Annotated in this window: 18 protein-coding genes and 1 pseudogene; 8 read left to right on the plus strand and 11 right to left on the minus strand. The window is 70.2% G+C overall.

The genetic code is table 11. The features are described 5' to 3' along the window. Positions 1-131: 131 nt before the first annotated feature. Complete coding sequence (locus ABD901_RS13535) at positions 132-1,373, plus strand: coiled-coil domain-containing protein (protein WP_345125163.1); 1,242 nt, start codon at positions 132-134, stop codon at positions 1,371-1,373. A 122-nt stretch (positions 1,374-1,495) separates the two neighbouring features. Beyond that, positions 1,496-3,853 (plus strand): hypothetical protein, encoded by a 2,358-nt coding sequence (locus ABD901_RS13540; RefSeq protein ID WP_345125165.1) that lies wholly within the window; start codon positions 1,496-1,498, stop codon positions 3,851-3,853. 434 nt (positions 3,854-4,287) lie between these two features. Here the strand turns inward: ABD901_RS13540 and ABD901_RS13545 are convergent, their stop codons facing one another. From ABD901_RS13545 to ABD901_RS13565, 5 genes are all read right to left on the minus strand, one after another. Further along, the gene (locus tag ABD901_RS13545; protein ID WP_345125170.1) at positions 4,288-5,175 is read right to left on the minus strand and encodes a glycosyltransferase family 2 protein; all 888 of its coding nucleotides are present in this window, start codon (positions 5,173-5,175) and stop codon (positions 4,288-4,290) included. A 142-nt stretch (positions 5,176-5,317) separates the two neighbouring features. Further along, on the minus strand, positions 5,318-6,427 hold the full coding sequence (locus ABD901_RS13550) for a hypothetical protein (protein ID WP_345125172.1): 1,110 nt from the start codon (positions 6,425-6,427) through the stop codon (positions 5,318-5,320). 340 nt (positions 6,428-6,767) lie between these two features. After that, the gene (locus ABD901_RS13555) at positions 6,768-10,496 is read right to left on the minus strand and encodes a PQQ-dependent sugar dehydrogenase (RefSeq protein WP_345125176.1); all 3,729 of its coding nucleotides are present in this window, start codon (positions 10,494-10,496) and stop codon (positions 6,768-6,770) included. Between the two features lie 196 nt (positions 10,497-10,692). After that, a complete protein-coding gene (locus ABD901_RS13560; protein ID WP_345125180.1) occupies positions 10,693-11,895 on the minus strand; it encodes a class I SAM-dependent methyltransferase in 1,203 nt (400 codons plus the stop codon). Next, complete coding sequence (locus ABD901_RS13565; protein WP_345125184.1) at positions 11,892-12,923, minus strand: NAD-dependent epimerase/dehydratase family protein; 1,032 nt, start codon at positions 12,921-12,923, stop codon at positions 11,892-11,894. Before ABD901_RS13565 ends, ABD901_RS13560 begins: the two co-directional genes overlap by 4 nt. A 211-nt stretch (positions 12,924-13,134) precedes the next feature. On the opposite strand from ABD901_RS13565, the gene ABD901_RS13570 reads away from it, so the two are divergent. From ABD901_RS13570 to ABD901_RS13580, 3 genes are read left to right on the plus strand one after another with little or no spacing between them, the layout of a single operon-like run. Further along, positions 13,135-14,367, plus strand: coding sequence for a methyltransferase domain-containing protein (locus ABD901_RS13570; RefSeq protein ID WP_345125187.1), 1,233 nt, complete (start codon positions 13,135-13,137; stop codon positions 14,365-14,367). Positions 14,368-14,375: 8 nt separating this feature from the next. Continuing rightward, positions 14,376-15,170, plus strand: coding sequence for a sugar phosphate nucleotidyltransferase (locus ABD901_RS13575; protein WP_345125190.1), 795 nt, complete (start codon positions 14,376-14,378; stop codon positions 15,168-15,170). After that, on the plus strand, positions 15,167-15,799 hold the full coding sequence (locus tag ABD901_RS13580; RefSeq protein WP_345125192.1) for a PIG-L deacetylase family protein: 633 nt from the start codon (positions 15,167-15,169) through the stop codon (positions 15,797-15,799). Before ABD901_RS13575 ends, ABD901_RS13580 begins: the two co-directional genes overlap by 4 nt. A gap of 57 nt (positions 15,800-15,856) precedes the next feature. On the opposite strand, the gene ABD901_RS13585 is transcribed toward ABD901_RS13580, so the two are convergent. Beyond that, complete coding sequence (locus ABD901_RS13585; RefSeq protein ID WP_345125195.1) at positions 15,857-17,047, minus strand: acyltransferase family protein; 1,191 nt, start codon at positions 17,045-17,047, stop codon at positions 15,857-15,859. Then, positions 17,044-17,925: a DUF6492 family protein gene (locus ABD901_RS13590; RefSeq protein WP_345125197.1), complete on the minus strand. Its 882-nt coding sequence runs from the start codon at positions 17,923-17,925 to the stop codon at positions 17,044-17,046. Before ABD901_RS13590 ends, ABD901_RS13585 begins: the two co-directional genes overlap by 4 nt. A 95-nt stretch (positions 17,926-18,020) precedes the next feature. Between ABD901_RS13590 and ABD901_RS13595 the strand changes: the two are divergent. Continuing rightward, positions 18,021-18,341, plus strand: a pseudogene (locus ABD901_RS13595) (glycosyltransferase family 2 protein); the annotation flags it as partial. Positions 18,342-18,578: 237 nt separating this feature from the next. Here ABD901_RS13595 and ABD901_RS13600 read toward each other — a convergent pair. Genes ABD901_RS13600 through ABD901_RS13615 form a run of 4 tightly spaced genes read right to left on the minus strand, consistent with a single transcriptional unit; the run spans position 18,579 to position 22,659 of the window. Next, entirely contained in the window at positions 18,579-20,072 is a 1,494-nt protein-coding gene (locus ABD901_RS13600; RefSeq protein ID WP_345125209.1) for a glycosyltransferase family 4 protein, read from the minus strand. 28 nt (positions 20,073-20,100) lie between these two features. Further along, a complete protein-coding gene (locus tag ABD901_RS13605; RefSeq protein WP_345125246.1) occupies positions 20,101-21,165 on the minus strand; it encodes a GNAT family N-acetyltransferase in 1,065 nt (354 codons plus the stop codon). A 4-nt stretch (positions 21,166-21,169) separates the two neighbouring features. After that, positions 21,170-22,072 (minus strand): glycosyltransferase family 2 protein, encoded by a 903-nt coding sequence (locus ABD901_RS13610; protein ID WP_345125264.1) that lies wholly within the window; start codon positions 22,070-22,072, stop codon positions 21,170-21,172. After that, positions 22,069-22,659, minus strand: a complete 591-nt coding sequence (locus ABD901_RS13615; RefSeq protein WP_345125290.1) for a polysaccharide deacetylase family protein — start codon at positions 22,657-22,659, stop codon at positions 22,069-22,071. Before ABD901_RS13615 ends, ABD901_RS13610 begins: the two co-directional genes overlap by 4 nt. A 385-nt stretch (positions 22,660-23,044) precedes the next feature. Here ABD901_RS13615 and ABD901_RS13620 point away from each other — a divergent pair, with 385 nt between their 5' ends. Both ABD901_RS13620 and ABD901_RS13625 read left to right on the plus strand, forming a co-directional pair. Further along, on the plus strand, positions 23,045-24,025 hold the full coding sequence (locus ABD901_RS13620; protein WP_345125294.1) for a GumC domain-containing protein: 981 nt from the start codon (positions 23,045-23,047) through the stop codon (positions 24,023-24,025). Positions 24,026-24,041: 16 nt separating this feature from the next. Continuing rightward, positions 24,042-25,421 (plus strand): O-antigen ligase family protein, encoded by a 1,380-nt coding sequence (locus ABD901_RS13625; protein ID WP_345125296.1) that lies wholly within the window; start codon positions 24,042-24,044, stop codon positions 25,419-25,421. The last annotated feature ends 76 nt before the right edge of the window (positions 25,422-25,497 follow it).

A 25,497-nucleotide genomic window follows, 5' to 3' on the forward strand; every position in this document is an offset into this window, starting at 1 on the left:
ACCAGACACGCCCATAAAGCATGACAAAAACGTGGCGTGTCCTGGCTCGGCGAAGTTGACCATGCGTACCTGGCGGAAGTTACCCGTTCCACCCTTGCGAAGGCCCCCGGGTGGTCTGCAAGTATGTGCCAATGCCCCAGCAGCAGTCCTCGGTTGACTTCTTCCAAAACGGCTCGGATCACGAAGAGCTGAGCGTTGTCCTGCGCGGTTACGACCGCCAGCAGGTCGACAGCAAGCTGCAGCGCCTCAACGCGCAGCTGCAGCAGGCCAGTCAGGCGCGCGAAGAGGCCGAGAGCCGACTCGCCGAGGCGCAGCGTCGCGTCCGCCAGGCCGAGCAGCGCCTCGGCACGATGGAGCAGAAGCTCAGCGACACCAACAAGCAGTTGGAAGAGAACAACCGGCCGACGCTGTCGGGCCTGGGCACGCGGGTCGAGCAGATCCTGCGCCTGGCCGAGGAGCAGGCCAACGACCACCGGGGCGAGGCGAAGCGCGAGTCCGAGGGCATCATCTCCGCGGCCCGGCTGGAGGCCCGCGAGATCACGGACAAGGCGCGCGCCGAGTCCGCCGCCATGAAGGCGACCGCCGAGCGCGAGGCGGGCAACCTGCGCACCGCCGCCGAGCGGGAGGCCGCCGAGGTCCGGGTGCAGGCCCGGCGCGAGGCCGACACGCTGCGGGCCGACGCCGAGCGCGAGACCAAGCAGCTGCGCACCGCCACCGCACACGAGGTCGCCGAGCTCAAGGCGACCGTCGAGCGCGAGGTCGCGACGCTGCGGGCCACCGCCGAGCGGGAGATCACCCAGCTGCGCGCCAAGGCCGCCCGCGAGGCGGAGGAGAAGCGCGCCGAGGCGACCAAGCTGCTCACCGACGCCCGCGACAAGCGCGACAAGGACCTGCAGTCCCTCGCGCTGGAGATCGCCGAGCGGCAGGAGAAGGCCGAGCGCGACGAGTCCGCGCGTCACGCCTCCGCCGTCGCCGCCACCCAGAAGCTCGTCACCGAGGCCGAGGGGCGCGCCCGCGCGGCCGAGGACCGGGCCAAGGAGATCGAGCAGCGGGCCGAGAGCCGGCGCGTCGAGTCCGAGCGCGCCGCCGCCGAGACGATCGACAAGTCGAAGAACCTCGCCGACAAGACCGTCAACGAGGCCCGCGCCGAGGCACACCGCGTGCTCAGCGAGGCCCGCGCCGAGGCGGACGACACCACCCAGCGCGCCCGGCGCGAGGTCGAGGACCTCACCCGCCAGAAGGACGCGGTCACCTCGCAGCTCGGTCAGATGCTCTCCGGCCTCGCCGGAATCATGCCTTCTGTCGCCCCCCAGCAGGGTGGCAGCGGCGACAAGAAGGGCAAGTCGGGCGACGGCGAGAAGGTCACGGCCTGACGAACGTCGGGTCGCGGCGACGTGCCGCTTCTCGAATCATTCACGGGGAGTTCGATCGCACGTCCCGTCATGCGCAGTGTGTAATTGCGCGTGGCGGGACGTTGCGTGTGAGGATGGGTGTTATGTCAGACGGCGGCGACCTCTTCAACGCGGGCACCGGGGTGTCCTCGGAACCGGACTTCGAGACCGCGATCCGGGGCTACCGACGAGATCAGGTCGACAAGTACTGGACAGAGTCCGAGAACGAGATTGCCGCGCTGAGGATCGAGAACGAGGAGGTCTGGGGCCAGGTCCAGGCCCTCGCCTCGCAGGTCCAGGACCTGCAGATGGAGCTCGCGGAGCTGCGCCGGCTCGCGCCCGGCCACGGCGAGGTACTCTCGTTCCGCCACCTCGGCCCGCGCGTCGAGCAGATCCTCGGCCTCGCCGAGGACCAGGCCGCCGACATCCGCTCCGGCGCCGTGCAGGAGATCTCCGGCCTGCGCGCCGAGGCCGAGCGGCTGCTGTCCGAGGCCCGCAACCGGGCCGCCAAGGCGAACGAGGACTTCGAGCTCGCCCTGGCCGCCCGCCGCGCCGAGGAGGAGCGCTCGGTCGTGCACCGGCGCAACGCGATCGACGCCGAGGCCAACGCCATCGAGCAGCGCACCGCGCAGGCCCGCGCCGACGCCGAGCGACTCATCGCCGACGCGCACGGCGAGGCCCACCGCATCGCACAGGCCACCAGCGCCCAGCTCGAGCAGGCCCGCGCCGAGGCCGAGCGCCACGCCCACGAGGTGCGCACGGCGGCCGAGCAGTACGCCGCCGGGGTGCGCAGCGATGCCGAACTGCACGCCCAAGGCCTGCGCGCCGCCGCCCAGCAGCAGACCGCCGGCGCCCAGTCGCACGCCGCCGCGATCGTGGCGCAGGCCCAGGAGCAGGCCGCGCAGCTCACCGCCCAGGCCAAGCACGAGGCCGACACGCTGACCGCGCAGGCACAGCAGGCCGCCTCGACCGTCGCCGCCAAGGCGCAGGAGGCCGCCGAGGCCGTCGCGGCGCAGGCCCAGCAGTCCGCCGACGCCGTGGCGCTGCAGGCACAGCAGGCCGCCGACGCGACCGCCGCTCAGGCGCAGCGGGCAGCCGCCGAGGCCGCCGAGCAGGCCCGCCAGCGCCTCGAGGCGGAGACCGGCGCGGCCAAGCAGGAGGCCGACACCCAGCACGCCGCGCACCGCGCGACGCTGGAGCGCGAGCTGGCCGACCTGCGCGCGGCCCACGACGCCGAGCTCGCCGAGCAGCGCGCCGCCGTCACCGCCGAGGCCGACTCCCTGCGCGCCACCGCCAAGTCCGAGGCCGACTCCCTGCGCGCCACCGCCGCGAGCGAGGCCGACACCGTCCGCGCCGCGGCGGCAACGGAGGCCGCGGACGTCCGCGCCGCGGCGACTTCGCAGGCCGAGAAGCTCAAGTCCCGCATCTCGACCCTCGAGGCCGAGGCCGAGACCCTGCGCGCGACGGCCTCGCAGGCCGAGGACCTCAAGTCCCGCATCTCGACCCTCGAGGCCGAGGCCGAGACCCTGCGCGCGGCGGCCTCGCAGGCCGAGGACCTCAAGTCCCGCATCTCGACCCTCGAGGCCGAGGCCGAGACCCTGCGCGCGACGGCCTCGCAGGCCGAGGACCTCAAGTCCCGCATCTCGACCCTCGAGGCCGAGGCCGAGACCCTGCGCGCGGCGGCCTCGCAGGCCGAGGACCTCAAGTCCCGCATCTCGACCCTCGAGGCCGAGGCCGAGACCCTGCGCGCGGCGGCTTCGGAGGTCGAGGAGCTGCGCGCCACGGCCGCCGAGATCGAGCAGCTGCGCACCACCGCCGCTTCGGAGGTCGAGAAGCTTCACGCCACGGCCTCGCGGGTCAACGAACTGGGGTCCGAGCTCGAGAAGCTTCGGTCCGCGGCCTCTCGCGCCGACAAGCTGGCTTCGGAGGTCGAGCAGCTTCGTTCGACGGCCGCTCGGGCCGACGAGCTGGCTTCGGAGGTCGAGCAGCTTCGGTCCACGGCCGCCGAGGCCGAGCAGCTGCGCGCGGAGGCCGAGGGCCTGCGCGCCACCGCCGCGGAGGCCGAGACGCTGAAGGCCCGGATCGAGTCGCTGGAGGCCGACGCGGAGTCTGCGACGGAGCGCACGATCGCCCTGACCGCCGCGAAGGCCGAGGCCGACGAGCGCGCCGCCACCGAAGCGACCACGAAGGCCGAGGAGCGCATCTCCGCCCTGCGCGAGCAGGAGACCGCGCTCACGGCTCAGCTCAAGCGCCTGCAGGAGCAGGAGGCGGAGCTGACGAGCAAGGTCGCGAAGTCCGAGGCCGACCTGAGCGGCCAGCTGACCCGCCTGCGCGAGCAGGAGACCGAGCTGACGACGCAGGTCGCCGCCGCGGAGGCCCGGCTGGCCGAGCTCAACCAGCAGCTGTCGACCGCCTCGCCCGCCAACGGCAAGGTCACCGTCGAGGCCAACGGCACCCGCTGACCTCTCCTCCCCCACCGCTCCCGCCGCGGCGGCTCCACCACCGGACCGCCGCGGCACTCCACCACCCGGACCGCCGCGGCGGCTCCACCGTCCCGGACCGCCACGGCGCTCCACCACCCAAACCGCCGCGGCGGCTCCACCGCCCCGGACTGCCGCGGCACTCCACCACCCGGACCGCCGCGGCTTCCTTACCCGGGCCGAACCGGCTCCTTCCCACCCACAGCCGGCGCCGGCAACGTTTTCTCTCCGCGATCAGCTCCGCTGCCAGGCTCATCCCGCACCGGCTGCCGGGCTTGCACTGTCACCCGCTCTCATCGACTCGCGTCGTCGCACACTTCGCACGGATTTATCGCCCGCCGACGTATAAGTCCGACATGTCGTGGCGCGGAGCGCCCGACATGTCGGTTTCTCCGCGCGCGCGTGGGTGAAAGAGGCTAGCGGCGGCCTGTTGCCAGGCGGGCCAGTTTGCGGGACTTGTGGGAGACGGTGCGCTGCTGGCGGCGCAGGTACATGCGGTAGATCGCGGACTTCGCCTGCCTGCGCTGCTCCGCCGTCAGGCCCGGCGCCTCGCCCGCCCAGGACAGCAGCTCGCGGCACTGCAGCGTGTTGGAGAAGTGGGACTGCCACGACGGGACGCCCAGCCGGCCGGCGATCGTGCCGATGCGCTCGTGCTTCCAGTGGCGCTGCGCCAGGACCTCGGGGATGTGGCGCCACGGGCCGGCCAGGGCGAGCTTCGCGGCGAAGACCTCGTCCTCGCGCAGCATGTTGCGCCGCGGCAGGGAGGTCAGGGTCTCACGGCGGGCCATGGCGTACAGCGGGTCGATCAGCAGGTGGCTCGCGTTGAGCAGGCGCAGCATCTCGCGCAGGCGGACGATCGGGTCGTCGGAGGCCAGGTCGGTGCCGTGGTACTCGGCCGTGGAGACGCTGCCGTCGGGGGCGCCGTAGGAGATCTGCGTGGTCACCAGGACCAGGCGCGGGTCGGACTCGAAGAGGGCCACGCACTTCGCGGCGAAGGTCGGGTCCAGGGTGTCGTCGTCGCCGATCCAGCGGAAGTACGTGCCGTGGGCGTGTGCGGCGGCGAACTGGAAGTTGCGCAGGATGCCGACGTTCTGCGGCTGGCGGTGGTAGACGATGCGGTCGTCGGCGCGGGCGAGCTCGCGGCAGACCTCTTCGGTGTCGTCCGTCGACTCGTTGTCCGAGATGACCATCTCCAGGTTCGGATAGTCCTGGGAGAGGACGGACTTGACGACCTTCTCGATATCGCGGCCGGCGTTGCGCACCGGCAGGCCGATCGAGACCAGCGGCGACTCAGCGTTCGTCATGAGACCTTCCGGCGATGTCCGGCAACGGAGAAACCAGCGCGAGCAAGGCCAACGCTATCAACGCCGTCCCGTCGAGGGCGATGGCACAACCGGACAGAAGCAAGAGGGCGCGGAGCCATGTGCTCCGCGCCCTCTCGACGGCTCACTTACAAGGCAGTGGGCCCACGACCGAAGTGATGTTGTAGTTGTTGTCGATCGTCACCAGCTGGTTGCCCGACCATTCCATCGGCGAGTTGCAGTCCGCCTCGATCGGGCCGTAGATCCAGGACTTGTTGACGAGCGAGTTGTTCTTCACCACGACGCTGCCGTGTGCGTTCTTCACCTGGATGCTGTAGGTGCCGCCCATCACCAGGTTGTTGGTGACGGCGACGTCCACGGTGCCGTTGTCGACGATGAAGATCGGCGCGGTGACGTCCTTGGCGTCGCGCTGGTCGATCGTCGTGTTGTTGAGCGTCAGCCCACGGCCCGTCATGTACGTCTGGATGCCGTCCGAGTGGTCACCCGGGTTCGAGCACAGGTACACGTACGAGCTCTGGATGTTGATGTTGTCGCCCGAGGCGCGGAAGCCGTCGCCGTGGCCGCGGATGTGCACCCGGGTGGCGGTGTAGTTGGACTCGCCAATGCCGGGTGAGGTCATGCAGCCGCTGGCCGGTCCGACCGTGGAATCGGTGATGGTGAACGAGTACTTCTTGCCGCTGTATTCGTCCAACACGCCGCCGTCGATCTGACTGTTGGTGATCTTGACATTGTTCGCCGTGATCAGCAGATCGCCCTTGATGTGCACCTTGTCGAGGACCGTTCCGTCCTTTTGGACGCGATATGAATTGCCACCGTCGTTGCCGGCCAAATCGGTCAGCTTGGTGCCATTCGGCACGCCGACGTTGGCCGGGGTGGGCCGGGTGCCCGGTGCGGTATTGCCGGTCTTGGGCGGAGTTGGTGTCTTTGTGCCAGCTGGCTTTGAGCTCGCCGAGGCGGAGGGCGAGGCAGATGCCGGGGCGGAGACCTCGCCCGACGCCGGCGGCGCCGTCGACGGGTCGGGGCTTCCGTTGGTGCTGCCGTGCCCCGACTGGTGGCCGGGGGTGCCGGTTACCTTGCAACTCGCGAGCATCAACGCTGCTGCGGCTACCGCGATGAGTGCCGTGGCAGCGCCGAGCCGATGGGCCCTGCGCTTCCGGTCGATCACGGTCGAAACACTCCATTCCTGGCGATGTCTAGGACAGAAGCGCGACCATATTCGGCGCGCCTCGGACATGTTACCTGCCGACCGTAACCGCGCGCCCAATGAGTCCGATAATGCGGCACAAATGCGCGTCGACCAGCGCTTTCATTTCTTTGGTAATTCTTAAGTCATTAAAGATCCTCGAAATATGGCGCAAATATTCGGCCATATGTCGCGGCGTTCACCCCGCGGCGGCGATGCGGTGGCTGTCGCGCGGCCGCTAGGCACGGTAAGCCGCGAAAGCCGCACAAAGGGCGCAGTCGAAGAATACGCCCGCACTCGGGCAAGATCTGACAAAGCGAGCAAAGTCGAAGGGCCCGCCCCGGCCGGTACGGACGGAGCGGGCCCTGTCGGACGGTCGCCGGATCGATCGTTACGCCGGCGGGTGGAACAGCACGCCGTTGCCGTTGCGCAGTACCGGCTGGTTGAGCGAGTACTGCAGCGCGACCGTGCCGGCCTGGTTCTCGATGCCGACCGTCGCCGCGCCGCCCTGCTCAAAGGCGGTCCCGTCGATGTCGGCCCAGGCGACCGCGATGTCGCCGTTCTCCGAGAACACGATCTCGAACGACGCGCGGGCGCTCGCGGCCTCGAAGAACTGCACGTTGCGCCACTCGATCACGAACTGCCGGTTGGGCGCGGTGCCGGTGAGCGCGGTGCGCACGCTCGCCGACGCGTCGACGTTCAGGTCCTCCCAGAACGGGTAGACCGCGCCGTTGGCCTTGCCGCTCGCCGCCGCCGACGGAATCGCCGTGTGGTTCCACGACGAGCCGCTGGGCTGCACGAAGCTCGCCACGCCGTTGGTGTCGACCCAGACGCTGGTGTACGTCGTGCCGTAAAACTTCACCGGGAACGGCAGCGTGACCTGCCGGTAGTTGTCGTCGCCGGTGAGCGGGAGCACGGTCTGGTCGGCCGGGATCCAGGCGCGGGCGCCGGGCGTTGCCGTGTAGCCGAACGAGTCGGTCAGGGCGATCGACAGGTTCAGCGTGGCCCCGCCCGAGCCGACCGTGGCGCTACCGCTGGCGGTCTGGCCACTGGGCGCGGTCGCGGCGACCGTGTAGGTGCCCGCCGTGAGGCCGTCGATACGGTACGTCCCGTCGGCCGCGGTCGTCGCCGTCGCGCCACCCGGTGTCAGCGCGACTCGCGCGCCGGTCAGGTTGGCGCCCGAGCCCGTCACCGTCACCTTGCCGGTCAGCGAGTTGGCGGTGGGCGGCGGTGCGGACGGCGGGTGGAACAGCACGCCGTTGCCGGAGCGCAGGTTCGGCTGGTTCAGCGAGTACTGCAGCGCCACGGTGCCGGCCGCGTTCTCGATGCCGACCGTGGAGGTGGCGCCCCGCTCGATCGCCAGCGCGTCGAGGTTGTTCCAGGCGACCGCGATGTCGCTGTTCTCCGACAGCACGGTCTCGAAGGACACGCGCGCCGAGGCGTTGTCGAAGAACCGCACGTTGCGCCACTCGACGATGAACTGCCGGTTGGGCGCCGTGCCGGTCACCGCGGTGCGCACGCTCGCCGAGGCGTCGACGTTGAGGTCGGACCACATCGGGTACACCGCCCCGTTGGCCTTGCCGCCGGCGCCGACCGACGGGATCGCGCCGTGGCTCCAGGCCGCGCCGCCGGGCTGGACGAAGCTCAGCACGCCGTTGGTGTCGGCCCAGGCACTGGTGTACCGCTGGCCGTAGAACGTCACCGGGAACGGCAGCGCCACCTGCTGGTAGTTGTCGTCACCGGTGAGCGAGAGCACCGTCTGGTCGGCCGGGATCCAGGTGCGGGCAACGGCCGTGCCGGTGTATCCGAAGGAGTCGACGGACGTCGGCGCGCTGCCGCTGTAGGTGGCCGTGTACGTCGTCGCGGTCGCCGGCGCGGTGATGACGTGCGTCTGCGCGCCACCGTCGGACCAGGCCGAGAACGAGTACCGGGTCGAGCCCTGCGTCTGCGGCGTCGGCGCCGAGACGGAGTTCGTCGAGCCCTGGATGACGGTCAGCGTGAACGGCGTCGTCTTCGTGGTGGAACCGACGGTCAGCTGCAGCCCGGCCGGGCTGGAGTTGAACGCCAGGTTCACCGTCTTGGGCTGCACCGACACGCTCGCGGTGCTGGTGAGCCCGCCCGAGTCGGTCGCGGTGAGCCGGAACTCGACGTAGGACGGATAGTCGTGATCGGGCGCGATGATCGAGCCGCCGGCCACCCCGTTGAAGGTGTTCATCGGGTGCTCGTGGCAGTTGTCCGGCGTGATGCAGTGGTGCAGGATCACCTGCCAGCTCAGCGCCGAGGCCGGCAGGTTGCCCTGCTGCGGGTCGGTCGCGTGCCCGGTGAAGTTGATCGTGTTGCCCACCGCCCACGTCGCCGTGGCCGCCGGTGCGTCGATGATCGCGGTCGGCGCGTCATTGCCGACGGTGATCGTCGTCGTCTTCGTCCCGGTCGCGCCCGCGGTGTCCGTCACGGTGAGCTTGGCCGTATATGTGCCGGCGGCGGTGTAGGTGAAGTTCGCCGTCGGCGTCGTCGCGTCCGTGGTGCCGTCGTTGGTGAAGTCCCAGGCGTACTGCAGCAGCCCCTGGTCGGCCGGGTCGGCGTCCGCGGAGATGCTGCCGTTGAACGAGACCGCCAGCGGCGCGGAGCCCGACGTCGGCGTGGCCGTGAACGCGGCGACCGGCGGCTGGTTGGCCGGGTAGTACCGGATGCGGCGGACCGTGCCGTTGAGGCTCGCGTAGTACAGCTCGCCGCCGGGGCCCATGGCCAGGTCGACCGGGCCGCTCGCGCCGCCGTCGAACGTCTGGATGTTCGCTGGGTCGGGCAGGCCGTTGGTGCCGGGCATCATCGCCCAGATGCAGTTGCGGCTGTAGTCGGCGAAGAACAGCGCGCCGTTGTACGCCGACGGGTAGGACCCGCCGCTGGTAGGCGCGAACGCCAGGCCCGACACAGACGAGCCGCCGGACGGGCAGGACTCGTTGGCGACGACCTTCGCGCTGTGGCTGTACGTGTAGTAGGGCGCGCTCTGCCCGGAGCCCGCGTAGAGGGACTCGCAGATCGAGAGGTTCGCGCTGTCGTACCCGCTGTTCGGCCCGTTGCCCTCGTAGCACGGCCAGCCGAAGTTGGTCAGCGCCGCGGTCGGACTGACCACCCGGTCGATCTCCTCCCACGCGTCCCAGCCGACGTCGCCGGCCCAGACCTCGTTGGTGCCCGGGCGGATCGTCATACGGAACGGGTTGCGCAGGCCTTCCGCGACGACGCGCTGCGCGTTGCCGCCCATGGCCGGCTTGCGCAGGCCGGTCGCGACTTCGGGCTGCGTATTGGCGTCCGGGGCGGCCGACAGCGGGTTGCCCGTCATGGCCGCGCCCGTGGCCGGGTTGAGCCGCAGGATCGAGCCGTTGAGGCCGACCGGGTCGCCGGCGGTGCGCAGGTCCTGCGCGCGCAGCGCGCCGCCCTCGGCGGTCGGCGGGGTCATCGCATCGTTCGGCGGGTCGGCGCATGGGTTCTTCGGCGAGCCGAACTGGCCGTAGTCCACCGCGCTGAAGCTCGCGCCGTCACCGCCGGAGACGTAGAGGGCGCCGTCGGCGCCGAACTTCAGGTCGCCGATGGAGTGGCTCGGGAACTGCTGGCACCAGTCGGTGATGAGCACCTGCTCTTTGCCGGTCATGAAGTTGCCCGACGCGGTCAGCTTGGACAGCCGCGCCGAGACCACGCACGCGCCGCCGTTGGCATCCGCGCACACGTCGTTGTAGACGGGTGCGGTACGGCCGGGGGGCGCGTCGTAGGTGTACAAGACATACACGGACGGATCGGTCGGGAAGTTCGGCGCCAGCGCAAGGCCGAGCAGGCCGCGGTCCCACTGGTTGTGCACCGCCACGGAAAGGTCGGCGAACACGTCCGGGGTCGGGTCGGCGAGGCTGTCGAAGACCTTGATCTTGCCGCCCTTCTCGGCGACGAAGATGCGCCCGTCGGGCGAGAACTCGATGTTGGTCGGCTGGGTTAGCCCGCTGAAGACGACCTGTTCCTGGAAACCGGTCGGCAGCGCCGCGGTGGCGGCATCGCTGCCGGCGATCGGCGTGATGACCGCGGCGACCAGGCTCGCGACCAATGCCGACCGTAACGCGCGTCGCGTCCGCGACATGCGGGCCTCCACTGTGGAGTAGGGGTGGCGGCGCCGGTTTCGCTGAATACCAGGGAAAGAGGACGTGGCCGCAAGGGTGGGTTGAGTCAGACTAGCCAGTAACCAGGGATGCAGATGTGTCGCATTCCTGACGCAATATAGCCCCGCATCCTCGCCATGATGCGAGAATGCGGGGCTTTTGTTGAGCGGTCAGTGGTTACGCGACGAGGATCTCGGCCGTGACGCCGAGGTCGGCCAGGGACTTGGCGATCTCTTCCTTGTACGCCGGGTTCGTGATGACAACGGCCTTCGGCTGCAGCGTCGTGAGCGTCGACGGCGGGTCGACGCGGTGCCCGGTGACCGGCAGGAACCGGCCCCACTTGCGCGGGTTGAGGTCCACCACCGCGGAAAGGGCGAGCTCCCGGTCGGCGAGCGTCAGGAACTGCACGCCGCGCGAGCCGGCGCCCCACAGCACCGGCCGGGCGCCGTCGGCGTCGAGGCGCGCGATGGTGTCCCGCCACTTCGTGCGCTCGGCGTGGTGGCGCTCGGAGAAGCCGGCGATCGCGGCCAGCTGCTTGTCCCGCGCGCGCAGCGAGGGCAGTTCGCCGGTGTGCGCGGCGTGCCCGCCGGCGCGCGGCCGGTTGGCCGAGACCTCGATGTAGCGGAACATGCCGGAGAACAGCGTGCCGGTCGACTCCACCGTCCAGCCCGCGCGGCCGAAGATCGTGGCCAGCGAGTAGGCGTCGAAGTACGACACGTGCGGGTAGATGACCTCCCAGCCCGCGGTGGCGAGGTCGTAGACGGCGTCGGGCACCTCGACGTAGCCGAACACCTCGCGCCCCTGCGCCTGCTCGCGCAGGTCGACGAGGAACTCGTAGGGGTCGTCGATGTGCTCGAACCAGTGGCGCGAGGTGAAGAAGTCGTACCGCGGAAGGCCACCGCCACGCGGCGCGAACGCGCTGTGGAACGTGACGCCGCCCTGCTCGCCGACCTCGCCGGCGTACATGGCGTCGTAGCCGACACCGCCGGCACCGCTCACGTGGGTGAGCTCACGTAGGAACTCCCCCTGGCCGCAACCGATGTCCAGCACCAGCTTGCCGCCGAGGTCGTAGCGTTCGTTGAGTGACTCGACCAGTTCCGCCGAGAACTTCTGGAACGCGGGCGAGAAGTGCAGGTTGGTGTCCATCGTCGTGTCGTAGACCAGCTTGTCCGGCTCGAACGCGATGTTGCGCACATAGGCACAGCGCGGGCAGGCCGCCAGGTGCATGCGACCCACGCCCGAGGCCACGGCGTCCCCGTGCGCCTCCCAGTGCACGCCGCACAGCACCGGGATCTCGCCCAGGTCCGCGAACGGCACGAGCTTGTCCTCGCCGCACGCGTCGCAGGTGCGGTGGGCCGAGGTGTCGGCTGGCGTGGTCACGCGTTGATCCAGCGCAGTTCGTTGTCGAGCTTGCCGGCCGCCATCAGCGCCTGGATGCGCTTGATGCGCTGGTGCCTCTCGCTGCGGAAGTCCTCGATCGTCAGCCCGTGGCGGCGGTACGCCTCGACGAGCTGCTCCACGCCCAGCTTGACGTTCCACTTGGGCTGGAACTCGGGGATCTCGCGCTCGATGAGGTCGCACGTCACGCGGTAGTTGCGCAGGTCGGCACCGGCGCCCTCGGCGAACGTGGGCTCGCTGCCCGGCACGGCGTCGGCGACGAGGTTGGCCACGTCGCGGATGAGGTAGTTCTCGCTCGTGCGCCCGATGTTGTACGCCTTGGCGTGCACGCGGTCGCGGTCGACCTCCATCAGCGCGAGGAAGGCGGCGGAGATGTCCTCGATGTGGATGAGCGGACGCCATGCCATGCCGTCGGAGAGCAGGACGACCTTGCCGGTCAGCAGCGCGTGCGCCACGAAGTCGTTGACGGCGAGGTCGCCGCGCAGGCGCGGGGAGAAGCCGTACGCCGTGGAGTTGCGCAGGAACACCGGCGAGAAGTCGTCGTCGGCCAGCTCGAGCAGGCCCTGCTCCGACAGGATCTTCGACTCGCCGTACGGGGTCACCGGCTGGAAGCCGGCGTTCTCGTCCAGCGGGGTGTCGTCCTCGCCCTTGCCGTACAGCGAGCAGGACGACGAGAACAGGAAGCGCTGCACGCCGGCGGCCTTGGCCGCGCGGGCGAGCCGCACCGTCGAGCGATGGTTGACGTCGTAGGTCAGATCGGGGTTGAGGTTGCCCAGCGGGTCGTTGCACAGCGCCGCGAGGTGGATCACCGCGTCGAAGCCGGTCACGTGCTCCGGCTCCACATCGCGCAGGTCGACCCGCAACGTCTTGACTTCCTCGGGCGCCGGGCCGATCACACAGTCGGCGAAGAGACCGGTGTCGAGGCCCACCACCTCGTGCCCCGCTTCGCGGAGTATCGGCACCAGGACGCTGCCGATGTATCCGTCGTGTCCGGTGACGAGTACGCGCATGAGCTGGCTCCTGAAAGCTCGCGTGGGATCTTGCATGGACGTTCGGTGTCGGAATTTTTACTTTGTCGTTTACCGCCGTGCGGAGGTTCCAGCTAGTTTTCTGTGCGGCCGGTCTGAAGTTCAGCCATCTGATCTAAGCTTGCGCGTCTCCGGCGGCGGGTTGATGCTTCCGGCCAGCAGCCTAGCGCTTACGACTAATGAGGGGGAACGCATGTCCACAGTCTCGTGCCGGTTGTGTGGGGCCGAGCTCACCGAGACCTTCGTCGACCTGGGGATGTCCCCGCTCTGTGAGAGCTACGTCCCGGCCGACAAGGTCGACGCCGCCGAGACCTTCTACCCGCTGCACGTGCGCATCTGCGCGGAGTGCCTGCTGGTGCAGCTTCCGGCATATGTCGCGGGGGAGGACATCTTCTCCGACTACCTCTACTTCTCCTCGTACTCCACCTCCTGGGTCGAGCACGCCCGCCGCTACGCCGTGGCGATGACCGAGAAGCTCGGCCTAACGGCCGACAGCCTGGTCGCCGAAGTGGCCAGTAATGATGGGTACCTTCTCCAGCATTTTGTGGCCGCCGGTATTCCGGTGATCGGCATCGAGCCCGCCGGAAATGTCGCGGCGGTCGCTCGCGAAAAGGGTGTCCGGACGGAAGTTTGTTTCCTCGGCCCGGAGTCGGGCACGGCCGTCGCCGAGCAATACGGGCGGGCGGACCTCGTCGCCGCGAACAACGTCTACGCGCATATTCCGGACATCATCGGCTTCTCCCAGGGCCTGGCCAACCTCGTCAAGCCCGAGGGCCTGGTGACGCTGGAGTTCCCGCACCTGCTGCGCCTGATCGAACGCCGGCAGTACGACACCATCTACCACGAGCACTACCAGTACCTGTCGCTGCTGACCGCGTCGCGGGCCCTGGCCAAGGGCGGCCTCACCGTCGTCGACGTCGAGGAGCTGTCCACGCACGGCGGTTCGCTGCGGGTGCACGCCAAGCACACCGAGTTCGCCGGTGAGCCCTCGCTCGCGGTCAAGACGCTGCTGGAGACCGAGGCGGCGGCCGGCCTGCACACGTTCGAAGGCCACCTGGGCTTCGCCGACGAGGTCTTCACCATCAAGCGGGACCTGCTGACGTTCCTCATGCAGGCGCGCGCGGAGGGCAAGCGGGTCGTCGGCTACGGCGCCCCGGGCAAGGGCAACACGCTGCTCAACCACTGCGGCATCCGCGAGGACCTGCTCGAGTACACGGTCGACCGCTCGCCGCACAAGCAGGGCATGTTCCTGCCGGGCACGCACATCCCGATCCACGCGCCGGAGCGCATCGCCGCCGACCGGCCCGACTACGTCCTGGTCCTGCCGTGGAACCTGCGCACGGAGATCAGCGCGCAGCTGTCCTACGTCAAGGACTGGGGCGGCAAGCTGGTGTACCCGATTCCGGTCCTCGAAGTAGAGGGGTAATCCCGTACATGAAGGTGGTCCTGTTCTGCGGTGGCCTCGGCATGCGAATGCGCGAGGGGACGAACAACGCACCGAAACCGATGGCCATGATCGGCGACCGGCCGCTGCTGTGGCACGTCATGCGCTACTACGCTCACTTCGGACACACCGACTTCATCCTGGCCCTCGGCTACGGCGCCGCCGTGGTCAAGGACTACTTCCTGCACTACGACGAGACGCTGTCCAACGACTTCACGCTCACCGGCGGCGACCGCGACGTGCAGCTGTTCTCCACCGACATCACCGGCTGGAACATCACGTTCATCGACACCGGCCTGAAGGCCACGATCGGCGAGCGGCTCATGCGCGTGCGCAAGTACGTCGAGGACGAGCCGATGTTCCTGGCCAACTACGCCGACACGCTCACCGACGCGCCGCTGCCGGAGATGGTCGAGCGCTTCCGCAACTCGGAGGCGACCGTGAGCATGCTCGCGGTGCCGCCGGTCTCCACGCACCACGTGGTGGAGATGGACGCCAACGGCTCGGTCTCCCGGGTCCGCGACTTCCGCGAGCTGCTCACGTGGGAGAACGGCGGCTACTTCATCCTGCGCCCAGGCATCTTCGACGTCCTGCGCGACGGCGAGGACATGGTGCCGCACGCCTTCGACCGGCTCATCCCGGAGCGGCGGCTCATGGCGCAGCAGTACGACGGCTTCTGGCGCGCCATCGACACGTTCAAGGACCGTGCGGAGATGGAAGAGGCGTACAGCAGCGGCAACTGCCCGTGGATGCTGTGGGACGCGATGCGGGGTCCGACCACGTGATCGGTCTGTCCCTGTCCGGCGTCCGTTCGGTGGTCGCCCTGGGCGCGCACCCGGACGACATCGAGATCGCCGCCGGCGGCCTGCTGCTGTCGCTGCCCGAGGGCGTCACGGTCGACTACGTGCTGGCAACGGGCGTGCCGGCCCGCCAGGCGGAGGCCCGCGCGGCCGCGTCGGCGTTCCTGTCCAAGGCGGGCTCGCTGACCTTCCACCTGCACGACCTGCCCGACGGCCGGCTGCCCGCGCACTGGAACGAGACCAAGGAGATCGTCGAGGCCGCCGCCCGGCTGGGCACGCCCGACCTGATCCTGGCCCCGTCCACGGACGACGCGCACCAGGACCACCGCCTGCTGGCCGAGCTGGCCTCGACGGCGTTCCGCAACTCCCTGGTCCTGCACTACGAGATCCCGAAGTGGGACGGCGACCTCTCGCGTCGCAACGTCTACGTCCCGCTGACCCCGGACCAGGGCCGCGAGAAGGTCGCTCTGCTGCACGAGCACTTCCCGTCGCAGAAGGCCCGCGACTGGTGGGACGACGAGGTGTTCCTGGGCCTGGCCCGCATCCGCGGGATGGAGTGCCGCGCGCACTACGCCGAGGCGTACACCCTCACGAAGTCCCTGCTGACCTTCTGACGCGCACTGTTCTGCATTCGGGCTCGGCCTTCGCGAGGAGGCCGAGCCCGAGGCGTCTCAGGCGGTTTCGGGTGCGGCGGCGGGCGCGGGGCTGCGACGGAGGCCGGCGCGCAGCGCGGACCAGTTGCGGTACCGCTGGAACGGCAGCTCGAAGAAGCGCGAGAACGACCACGCGAACGCGACCGACACCGGGGCGGCCACCGCGAACAGGGCCCAGAAGGTCGCGACGCCGGGCGCGACCCGGCCCGAGATGAGCTTCGCGTGGATGGCCACGACGATCGGGGCGTGCGTGAGGTACAGGCTGTAGGAGAACGAGCCGAGCGAGCGCAACGGCCGCGTGTCCAGGAAGCGCACCGCCGGGCGCGGGCGGCCCGTCGCCACCGCGGCCAGCAGCAGGGCCACCGCGGGGCCGAACGCGAGGTCGATCCAGAAGTAGTGGGTGATCGTCCAGACCGAGCCCTCGATCGACATCAGCGCGATCACCGGTGCGGCCGCCGCGAGGGCCAGCCAGTGGTAGGGCAGGCGGAAGACGCGGTCGCTCGCCCGCAGCACGCCCGCGGCGATCAGGCCCAGGGTGAACAGGACCGCGAACTCCGGGGTGAAGCGCATGAACATGTCGACCACGGACACGTGCGGCGCCAGGACGCCGATCGTGGCCACGACGACGGTGACCGCGGTCAGCAGCACGATCGCGCCGGCGCGGCGGAGGATGACGAGCAGGATCGGGAAGACGATGTACAGCTGCGCCTCGATCGCGATCGACCAGAAGGCGCCGTTCGGCGACGGTGAGCCGAAGACGTCCTGCAGCAGCAGGCCGAAGATGACGACCGACTTGCCGGTGGGCACCGGGGTGTCGGGCTGCGGCACGATCGTCCACGCCACGATGAGGCTGAAGACCAGCGCGGCCCAGTAGGGCGGCAGGATGCGCCAGGCGCGGCGGTGCGCGAAGCGGCCCGCTCCCCCGAGCTGCCATTCGCGGCGGGCCGGTGCGACGCCCAGGGAGAAGCCGGACAGCGTGATGAACACGACGACGGCGAGGTGGCCGTAGATGAGCCAGGCGAGGTACCAGGGGCCGTGCGTGGCCGGGTAGCCGGGGAACGCGAGCAGCCAGCAGTGGTGCAGCATCACGCAGAGCGCGGCGACGCCCCGGATGCCGTCCAGGCCCACGAGGCGCGGGCGCTTGACCGCCTCCTGGGCGAGCACGACGGTGGGCTCATCGGCGGAGGAGACAGAGGAGACCGCCGTCATCGCGTACCCACGATCTCGGCGACCCGTGCGATGGCGGCCTTGCGCGGCTCGATCGGGGTGTCGGACTTCGCGGAGATCATCATGGCGACCGCGTCGGGGCCGATCTCGCCGGCGAACTTCACGGCCTCGTCGACGCTCAGCGGCGAGCGCTGCCAGTTGTTGTGGCAGATCGTGATGTCGGACGGGAGCAGGTCCTTGCCCGCGTGCAGGACCTCGTCGACGAACACGCCGTACAGGATGAACTCCGAGATGTGCAGCTGGCTGTTGAAGACGTCCAGCCAGTTGCGTCCCGTCACCTTCTCGATGTGCTGCTGCATGGCGCGGACCACCGGCGGCTCCCACGCGTTGAGCGGGCTCACGTAGTCCGGCAGCGGCGGGGGCGGCGCGGGCGGCAGGCCGAAGAGCTCGCGGGCCACGCGGTGCCAGATCACGTGGCGCTCCATGTCCTCGGTGACGCCGCCGTCCTCGCGGTACAACCACCGCCGCCCGCCGACCTCGAAGCGGCTCGCCGTGGTCGGGCGCACGAACACGACGTCGGAGTCGGCCATGAGGACCAGGTCGGCGTCGATGGCGCCGGCGGCGGCCAGCTTGATGGTCTGCTGCATGATCCAGCCGCGCACCGGCGGCCAGGGGCGCCGGACGTTCACGTGATAGTTCATCCCGGGCACGGAGCGGTACCGGCGCGGCAGCATCGAGCTGCTCGTGCGCACCCGGCAGCGCGGGCCCTCGTACCTGGAGAACAGCGGCAGGTCCGCCTCGGAGACGAAGACGTGGTGGACCGTGTCCGCGGGCGTGAACTCCAGCACCGAGGCGTGCAACAGGTCGAAGAGCTCGGCGTCCGGCCGATAGGTCGGGGTGATGACGGCCAGTTCGGTCATGAGCGACATACTCCGATCAGACGCGGGCGCGGGGCCGCTATCGTTTGCTTCGGCCTAGGAAGGGTGGTCCGGTGGTAACGCCAGAGGTCGGTCCCGTGGTCAGCATCGTCATCCCCGCCCACAACGAGGCGGCCGTGATCGAGCACAACCTCCGCCGGCTGCTGCAGGGCACCGCGCCCGGCGAGTTCGACGTGGTCGTCGTGCCGAACGCCTGCTCCGACGACACGGCGGCGGCCGCGAGCCGGGTGCCCGGCGTCCGCGTGCTCGAGTCCTCCGTGCCGGGCAAGGTGCCCGCGCTCCGCCTGGGCGACTCCGTCTGCCGCACGTTTCCGCGGGTGTACCTCGACGCCGACGTCGAGCTGACCGCCGACTCGGTGCGGGCGCTCGTCGAGGCGTGCGCCCGCCCGGGCGTGCTGGCCTGCTCGCCCGTGCCCGAGTTCGACCTCAGCCGCGTCGGAACGATCATCGGCCGGGTGCACCGCGTGCACGACCGCATGATCGCCCCGTCGCGGGCGCTCGCCGGCGCCGGCGTCTACGTGCTCACCGAAGCGGGACACGGCCGGGTCTTCCCGATGCCCGATGTGATCTCCGACGACGGCTGGGTGCACGCCAGCTTCGCCCCGCACGAGCGGGCCGTGGTGGCCGAGGCGCGCTCATTGGTACGACCGGCCCGGACCATCGCCGCCCATCTCAACCGGCGGGTGCGCGTCCGGCGGGGCAACCGGCAGCTGGCCGCCCTCAAGGGCGCCGGTGGGGCCGGCGAGTCCCGGATGGGCCTGGGTTCCCTGGTACGGCTGGTGCGCCGGCGCACCGTGAGCCCCGTCGACGCCACCGCGTACCTGAGCGTGCTGGTCCTGGACCGCACCGTGAGCCGCCTGCGGCGCGACAAGGCCGGTTGGGGCAGCGACGCCAGCACCCGCACCGGACCGGCGCTGGGCGGGGATGCCTGAGACCGGGGGCTTGCCCTCGACCGCCTTCTCGTAGGCCGCGATCAGCGCGGCCTTCGAGACCTCCCACGACAGCGGGCCGCTGACCCGCTCGCGGCCGATCTCGCCCATGCGCCGCCGCTCCTCGGGGTTGTCGAGGAGGTACGAGGTCAGCTTGGCGAACTCGGACTCGTCGTTGGCCGGCGCGTAGAGGGCGGCCTCGCCGGCCGAGACCCGCGCCTCGCGCAGCTCGAAGCTCACGATCGGGCGGGACATCGCCATGTACTCCATGATCTTGTTCATCGTGGAGACGTCGTTGAGCGGGTTGAGCGGGTCGGGCGAGAGGCAGACGTCGGCGGTGGACAGGTACCGCAGCAGGTCCTCGTCCGGGATGCGCCCGGTGAACGTGACCATCTCGGCGAGGCCGAGGTCGACGGCGAGCTGCTGCATCTGCTCGAACGTGTCGCCCGCGCCGACGAACGCGGCGTGCCAGTCGGTGCGCCCGACCTCGTCGCGCAGCTTGGCCAGCGCGCGCAGCGCGTAGTCCACGCCGTCCTGCGGACCCATGACGCCGAGGTAGCACAGCAGGTAGGGCTTGCCCCGCTTGATCGACTCGTCCGGCGGCACCATGTGGAAGCGCTCGACGACCGGCGCGCTGCGCACCACGAACACCTGGTCGGGCCGCTTGCCGCCGCGGGTGAGTGCCGCCTCGCGGTAGCTCTCGTTGGTGGCGATGACGACGTCGGCGGCCTCGTAGGTGCTGCGCTCGGCGCGCAGGACGCCCTTGTAGAGCAGGTCCTTGCCGCGGTTGAAGCGGGACAGGTACAGCTCGGGCACGAGGTCGTGCTGGTCGAAGACGAACCGGGTGCCGTACTGCTTCTTCAGCCGGTTGGCCACCACGTACAGGATGTCCGGCGGGTTGCAGGCGTGCACGACGTCGACCGGGCCGACCTTCTTGGCCAGCCGCAGGGTGTGCCGCAGCGCGCTGCCGTACTCCTTGACGTAGCCGACGGGGCCGCCGGTCGCCGCCTCCAGCGGGTACCGATGGATCAGGATCCCGTCGATCTCCGCATAGGGCTCGGTGTCGCGCTTGGTGCCCTGCGGGCAGATGACGTTCACCTCCCACCCGGCGTCGCGCAGCGCGAGGCTCTCCTGCCACACGCGCCGGTCGAACGGCACGGACAGGTTCTCGACCAGGATGAGGGCCCTTCTACCGGCCATGCTTGTCGCTCCCCAGGGTTGCGCGCGGCTAGCGCTTGATCGTTCGCAGCTTGCGCACGACGCGGCGCAGCTGCGGGCCGAGCGGCGAGTCCTTCGCCGCCGTGACGAGGGACTCGCGCGCCGCCCGCAGCGCGCGCCGGGCCGAGCTGCGGGTCACCATGCCCTGACAGACCGGAGTCTCACCGGTTTTCGCCCGACGTTTGTACTCGTCGTCGCCGCGGCCGAGGTCGATGCGCGTGAAGCCCATCTCCGGCGCGGCCATCGTCAGCTCGCGCAGCAGCATCCAGCCCGGCGCGAGGCCGGCGTGCGCGGGGTCGTACACCGGGAACCACCAGTGCAGCACCCCGCCCGAGCGGATGCCGAAGTGCGCGGCCAGCAGGGTGTCGCCGGCGTACAGCGTCGAGAGGATCCCGGCGAACTCGGTGCCCCGGGTGCGCAGCAGGTCGGTGAGCAGTTGGCGGCGCCCGGGCTCGGCGAAGTAGTCCTTGGCGCCGGTGGCCGCGTACTGGGCCCGCTTGAGCTCGACCACCTTGGCCAGGTCGCCCTCGTCGAGGGAGTCGGCGACGAAGCGCACGGGGCCGATCTCGCGCTCGGCCTTGGCCGTGCGCCGGCGCGCCTGGCCCATGTTGTCCTTGCCGGACTTCGAGGCGCGCGAGAGGTACCCGTCCAGGCCGCCGGTGGTGTCGAGGTACGGCGACGGGCGGCTGCCGGTGATCCACGGCTGGAAGTCGCCGGCGAGCTCGAGCAGATGGTCGAACTCGAGCGCGCGGACACCGCCGCCGAGCAGCGCGCCGACCGGGTAGGCCGTGCCGGGCGCCAGGATCGGGCCCTGGAAGTCCGCGCCCGGCCAGCCGACCGGGCGCAGCACGCCGCCGTCGCGGTGGACCGGGAACAGGCTCTCCACCTCGCCCGTCGGGCCGGTGCCGACGTAGACGTGCACCGGGTTGCCGGCCGCGTGCACGGCGCCGGCAAATCCGGGGTGGAAGTAGGGGCTGTCCAGCATCGGGTTGATGGCGCGCAGCTTGTGCCAGGCGTCGAGCTGGGCCGGGCTCAGCTCGTCGAAGGCGACCGCCTGCAGGGCCGTGCGGCTCATCGGCTCAGTCTCCGAGGGTCGGTTGGCGCATGGGATGCATGAGGGCCGCGACCGAGGCGCGCGACGTGCGCCGGCCGCGCAGCGCCCGCACGCCCTCGCCCAGCAGCGTGGCGGCGTAGTACGCCGAGGCGGCGGGCAGGTTGTGCCGGCGGCGGAACAGCCGGACCTTGTTGACCACCAGCAGCGCCGCGAGCTTCGGGTTGGTGCCCGACTCGCCGCCCTTGTGCTCGACGACGGCGCTCGGCTCGTACCACAGCGACCATCCGTGGTCGGCGGCGCGCAGCGCGTACTCCGTCTCCTCGCTGTAGAGCAGCAGCGACTCGTCCCAGTCGCCGATCTCGCGCACCATGTCGGCGGCCAGCAGCATCGCGGCTCCGGTCGCCCAGACCGCGGCGCACGGCTTCTCGTACTCGCGCGGGTCGGTGATCAGCTCGCCGATCTTGCCGATGCGCCCGGCGCGGGCGCCGACGACGGCCTCGGCCAGCGCCCGGGTCACCGTCGGCGCGCGGCGCAGCGAGGGCTGCAGCGAGCCGTCCAGGTTGAGGATCTTCGGCACCACGATGCCGCGTCGCGGCTCGCGCAGGGCGTCGGCGAGGATGCGCAGCGTGTCCGGGCGCAGCCGGGTGTCCGGGTTCATCACCCAGATCGCGTCGTACTTCTCCTCGGCGAGCGTCGCGACGCCGGCGTTGACCGCGGCCGCGTAGCCGGCGTTGCGCCCGGTCTGCACCGAGCGGATCGGCAGCCGGTCCGCGGCGGCCAGCGCGATGGCGACGGAGTCGTCGCGGGAGTTGTTGTCCACGACGACGACCCGCGTGATGTCGACGCCCTCGGAGGGCAGCGACTGCAGGCAGCCGCCCAGGACGTCGGCGCTGTTGTACGTGACGATGACGATCGCGATGCTGGTCACGGCGCTCCACGAAGTCGTTTGACGTTGCGCGCGGCGAACTGGCGCGCGATGATCTTCGGCGAACCCCTGCCGTTCAACACGTCCTCGATCCAGTTCGCGTCCAGGTCGTGGCGGATGCTGTTGCGCGCCTGCAACCACTGGTCGTCCTGGGCACGGCCGCCGTCGCTGGTGTAGACGCGACGAACCCCCGCCTTGCGCAGGCGGCCGAGCACGATCCGGTCGTACGAACCGAACGGTACGGCCACGGCGGTCACCGGCGTGCCGGTCACCTCGCCGATGACCCGGTTGGCGTCGCCGATCTCCTCCTGCGCCTGCTCCTCGGTGATGCGCCGCCAGTCGCGGTGCGCCCAGCCGTGCGAGCCGACGCTCATCCCGGCGGCGTGCAGCGCCTTGACCCCGTCGATGTCGACGCGGCCCGGCTTGCCGAACTCGCCGGCCAGGACGAAGAACTGCGCCGTGAGGCCACGCTCGACCAGGCGCGGCAATCCGATCTCCACATCGGAGGCGTTGCCGTCGTCGAACGTGATCCGCACGTCCTGCCGGCCGACCGCCGCGTCGAGAACCCGCTCGAACTGTTCGACGCTCACCCAGGTTCCGTCTTCGCCTGGGTCCAGTGTTCTGCAGGTCGGGCCGATTCCGTGCACGGTGATGTTGACGACCGAAGTCGGCATACCGGCGGGTCCCTCCAAATGAATTTGCTGCCCTGGCGTGGAAATGCGCGCAAAGCCCCGCTAGGGCCGACGCGATCGTGGTCCGCTTGTAGGCGGGCGGGTAATCGGTTGATCGGACGAAGGTTTGTCAGCAACCCGACATGAGACTAATTCACAGCGTTCGCCCAGCCGAAGGCCCGTTCGCGGGCTGGCGGCAAGGCAGTAGGGTGTCGTGCACGCGGCCCCGTCCGTTCTTGCCGTGGGACACACGCGACAGGACACTGAAGGCGCCCGAACTCGCGCAGGTGCGCGCGGCGCGGTCATGGAGAGGACGACGTTGGACTTCTGGGACATCACGAAGCTGCTCGTGCGGCGCTGGCAAATCGCGCTGCCGATGCTGCTGCTGTCCGCCGTCATCACCGGCGTGACGGTCAGCCAGGTGAAGCCCGACTACGTCGGTACCGCCTATGTCCAACTCGTGCCACCGGCGCCCGCGAAGAACACGACGCCGGAGCAGCAGCTCACCAGCGCAGACCAGCGTAACCCGTGGCTGTCGCAGGGCTTGCAAACTCTGGGGAATGCCGCGATCGTGCAGGCGCTGGACCAGACCGTCGTCGACGAGTTCAAGCGGACCGGCTACGCCGACACCTACACGGTCACCATGGGGCAGAACTCGCCGCTGGTGACGTTCGAGATCACCGGCAGCTCGGCGCGCCAGGCGCGCGACACCGCCGAGAAGCTCGTCACGATCTTCACCGACAGCGTGGCCCGGCTGCAGACCTCGCTCGGCGTCGGCGACTCCAGCCTGATCACGGTCAAGCGGCTCGACCTCGGCGCAAACGTCAAGAAGTCGACGTCGAAGGTCAAGCGGGCACTCGTCGCCGTCGCCGCGGCCGGCATCCTGCTCACCGCCGGCGCCACCATCGGCTTCGACGCGATCCTGCGCCGCCGCAACGCCCGCCGCCGGCTCGAGGAGGAGGGCGGCGAGTCCTCGGCGACCGCGCCGCTGCCGCCCCTGCCGCCGATGGCGCGCTCCGAGGGGACGGTGCGCAGCGGCGCGAGCGCCAACGGCACGAGCGGCTCGAGCGGCGTCCGCCAGCAGGTGCCGGTCGTCGCCGGCGCCGCGGCCGGGCAGGCAGCGGCGGACGCCGGGCTCACCGTCGAGTACCAACGGCCGGCCAACTGGGACACGCGCGACCGCGAGTCCGACAACGCTTCCGCGCCGGACGCCGACTCCACCGTGATCATCCCGCTGTCCGCGATGCCACCGAAGCCGACGGCCAAGCGCGGCAAGAGCAGTTAGCGGTAGCGGCCGAACGGTGACCACCTTTACTCCGTACTACTCCGCCGACCTCGAACCATCGTTCGTCTACGGCAGGACGTACGTCACGCGTCGCCGCGTGACCCGCATCGACGCGGCGGCGCTGCTCAGCGTGACCGTAGGGTTGATCCTGCTCATCCCGGCGAAGCTGATCCTTCCCGGCATGACGGACATCGGCCGGCCCGGCCTCGTGATGGGCCTGCTCCTGTTCGTCTGGTGGGTGCTGGCGCGGTTCACCCCGACGCTGTCGATGACCGGGCCGCAGCCGATGCGCTGGGCACTGATGGCGTTCCTGGTCTCGGCGCTCATCTCCTACGCCATCGGGTTCATGCGCGGGCTCACCTCGATGGAGGCGAACTCCGCGGATCGGGCGATCCTCTACTACGGCGTCTTCGCCGGCATCCTGCTCACCGCGGCCGACGGCGTGCCGAACTGGATCCGGCTGCGCGGCGTGCTGAAGGTCCTCGTGATCTGCGGCGCGATCGTCGGCGCGATCGGCATCATCCAGTACGTCACCAAGATCGACATCACGACGTACATCCAGATCCCGGGCCTGCAGGCCAAGGGCTGGGCGCCGGGCTTCGAGGAGCGCGGCGGCGGCGTGCGGGTGGCCGCGACGACCACGCACTACATCGAGCTGGCCGCGACCCTGGCGCTCATCCTGCCGTTCGGGCTGCACTTCGCGATGCACGCGGGCACCCGCTGGCGCCGGCAGATCTCGGTGGGCGCCTGCATGCTGCTGGCCGCCGGCAACGCGGCGACGATCTCGCGCACCGGCATCCTCGCCGTGGTGCTCATGTTCGTCGTGCTCATCCCGGTCTGGGCGTGGCGCACGCGGTACAACATCCTGGTCATGACCGGCGTCATGCTCGCCGCGCTCGGCGGCGCGAGCCCGAGCCTGCTGCGCACGCTGACCCGGCTCTTCGACGACCCGTCCAACAACCCGGCCTTCACGGTCCGCGCCGATCGCTATCCGCTCGCGTTCCACTACATCGCGCAGCGGCCGTGGTTCGGGCGGGGCACGGGGACGTGGGTGGCGCCGCAGTACCAGATCCTGGACAACCAGTGGCTGGTCACGCTCATCGCCAACGGCTACGTGGGCGCGGCGGCGCTGGGCCTGCTGCACCTGACCGGGATCGTGCTGGCGTTCCTGGCGTACCGCCGCTCGAGCACCCGCGAGGACAAGCACCTCTGCGCGGCGCTGATCTCGACCCAGCTGATCGCGCTGGTCGTGGCCGGCACGTTCGACTCGCTGAGCTTCAGCACCTACACGATGATCCTGGCCCTGACCTGCGGCATGTGCGGCACGGTCTGGCGCCTGACCCACCCGGCCCGCAAGGTCCGGACCTCGACGACCCGGTGGTTCCTCGGCAACTAGGGGCCTTCGCCTTGGCCGTAGGCAACTAGGGGCCTTCGCCTTGGCCGTAGGCAACTAGGGCATTTGCCACAGCGAG

It is taken from the genome of Dactylosporangium darangshiense, assembly GCF_039537565.1.
GTDB classification, from domain to species: domain Bacteria; phylum Actinomycetota; class Actinomycetes; order Mycobacteriales; family Micromonosporaceae; genus Dactylosporangium; species Dactylosporangium darangshiense.

Excerpts from the sequence above, each read along its gene's own strand:
- ABD901_RS13605 (WP_345125246.1), bottom strand. The coding sequence starts at position 21,165 with ATGAGCCGCACGGCCCTGCAGGCGGTCGCCTTCGACGAGCTGAGCCCG.
- ABD901_RS13555 (WP_345125176.1), bottom strand. The coding sequence starts at position 10,496 with ATGTCGCGGACGCGACGCGCGTTACGGTCGGCATTGGTCGCGAGCCTG.
- ABD901_RS13590 (WP_345125197.1), bottom strand. The coding sequence starts at position 17,925 with ATGACCGAACTGGCCGTCATCACCCCGACCTATCGGCCGGACGCCGAG.
- ABD901_RS13535 (WP_345125163.1), top strand. The coding sequence starts at position 132 with ATGCCCCAGCAGCAGTCCTCGGTTGACTTCTTCCAAAACGGCTCGGAT.
- ABD901_RS13550 (WP_345125172.1), bottom strand. The coding sequence starts at position 6,427 with ATGTCCGAGGCGCGCCGAATATGGTCGCGCTTCTGTCCTAGACATCGC.
- ABD901_RS13600 (WP_345125209.1), bottom strand. The coding sequence starts at position 20,072 with ATGGCCGGTAGAAGGGCCCTCATCCTGGTCGAGAACCTGTCCGTGCCG.
- ABD901_RS13540 (WP_345125165.1), top strand. The coding sequence starts at position 1,496 with ATGTCAGACGGCGGCGACCTCTTCAACGCGGGCACCGGGGTGTCCTCG.
- ABD901_RS13575 (WP_345125190.1), top strand. The coding sequence starts at position 14,376 with ATGAAGGTGGTCCTGTTCTGCGGTGGCCTCGGCATGCGAATGCGCGAG.
- ABD901_RS13545 (WP_345125170.1), bottom strand. The coding sequence starts at position 5,175 with ATGACGAACGCTGAGTCGCCGCTGGTCTCGATCGGCCTGCCGGTGCGC.
- ABD901_RS13565 (WP_345125184.1), bottom strand. The coding sequence starts at position 12,923 with ATGCGCGTACTCGTCACCGGACACGACGGATACATCGGCAGCGTCCTG.
- ABD901_RS13620 (WP_345125294.1), top strand. The coding sequence starts at position 23,045 with ATGGAGAGGACGACGTTGGACTTCTGGGACATCACGAAGCTGCTCGTG.
- ABD901_RS13585 (WP_345125195.1), bottom strand. The coding sequence starts at position 17,047 with ATGACGGCGGTCTCCTCTGTCTCCTCCGCCGATGAGCCCACCGTCGTG.
- ABD901_RS13570 (WP_345125187.1), top strand. The coding sequence starts at position 13,135 with ATGTCCACAGTCTCGTGCCGGTTGTGTGGGGCCGAGCTCACCGAGACC.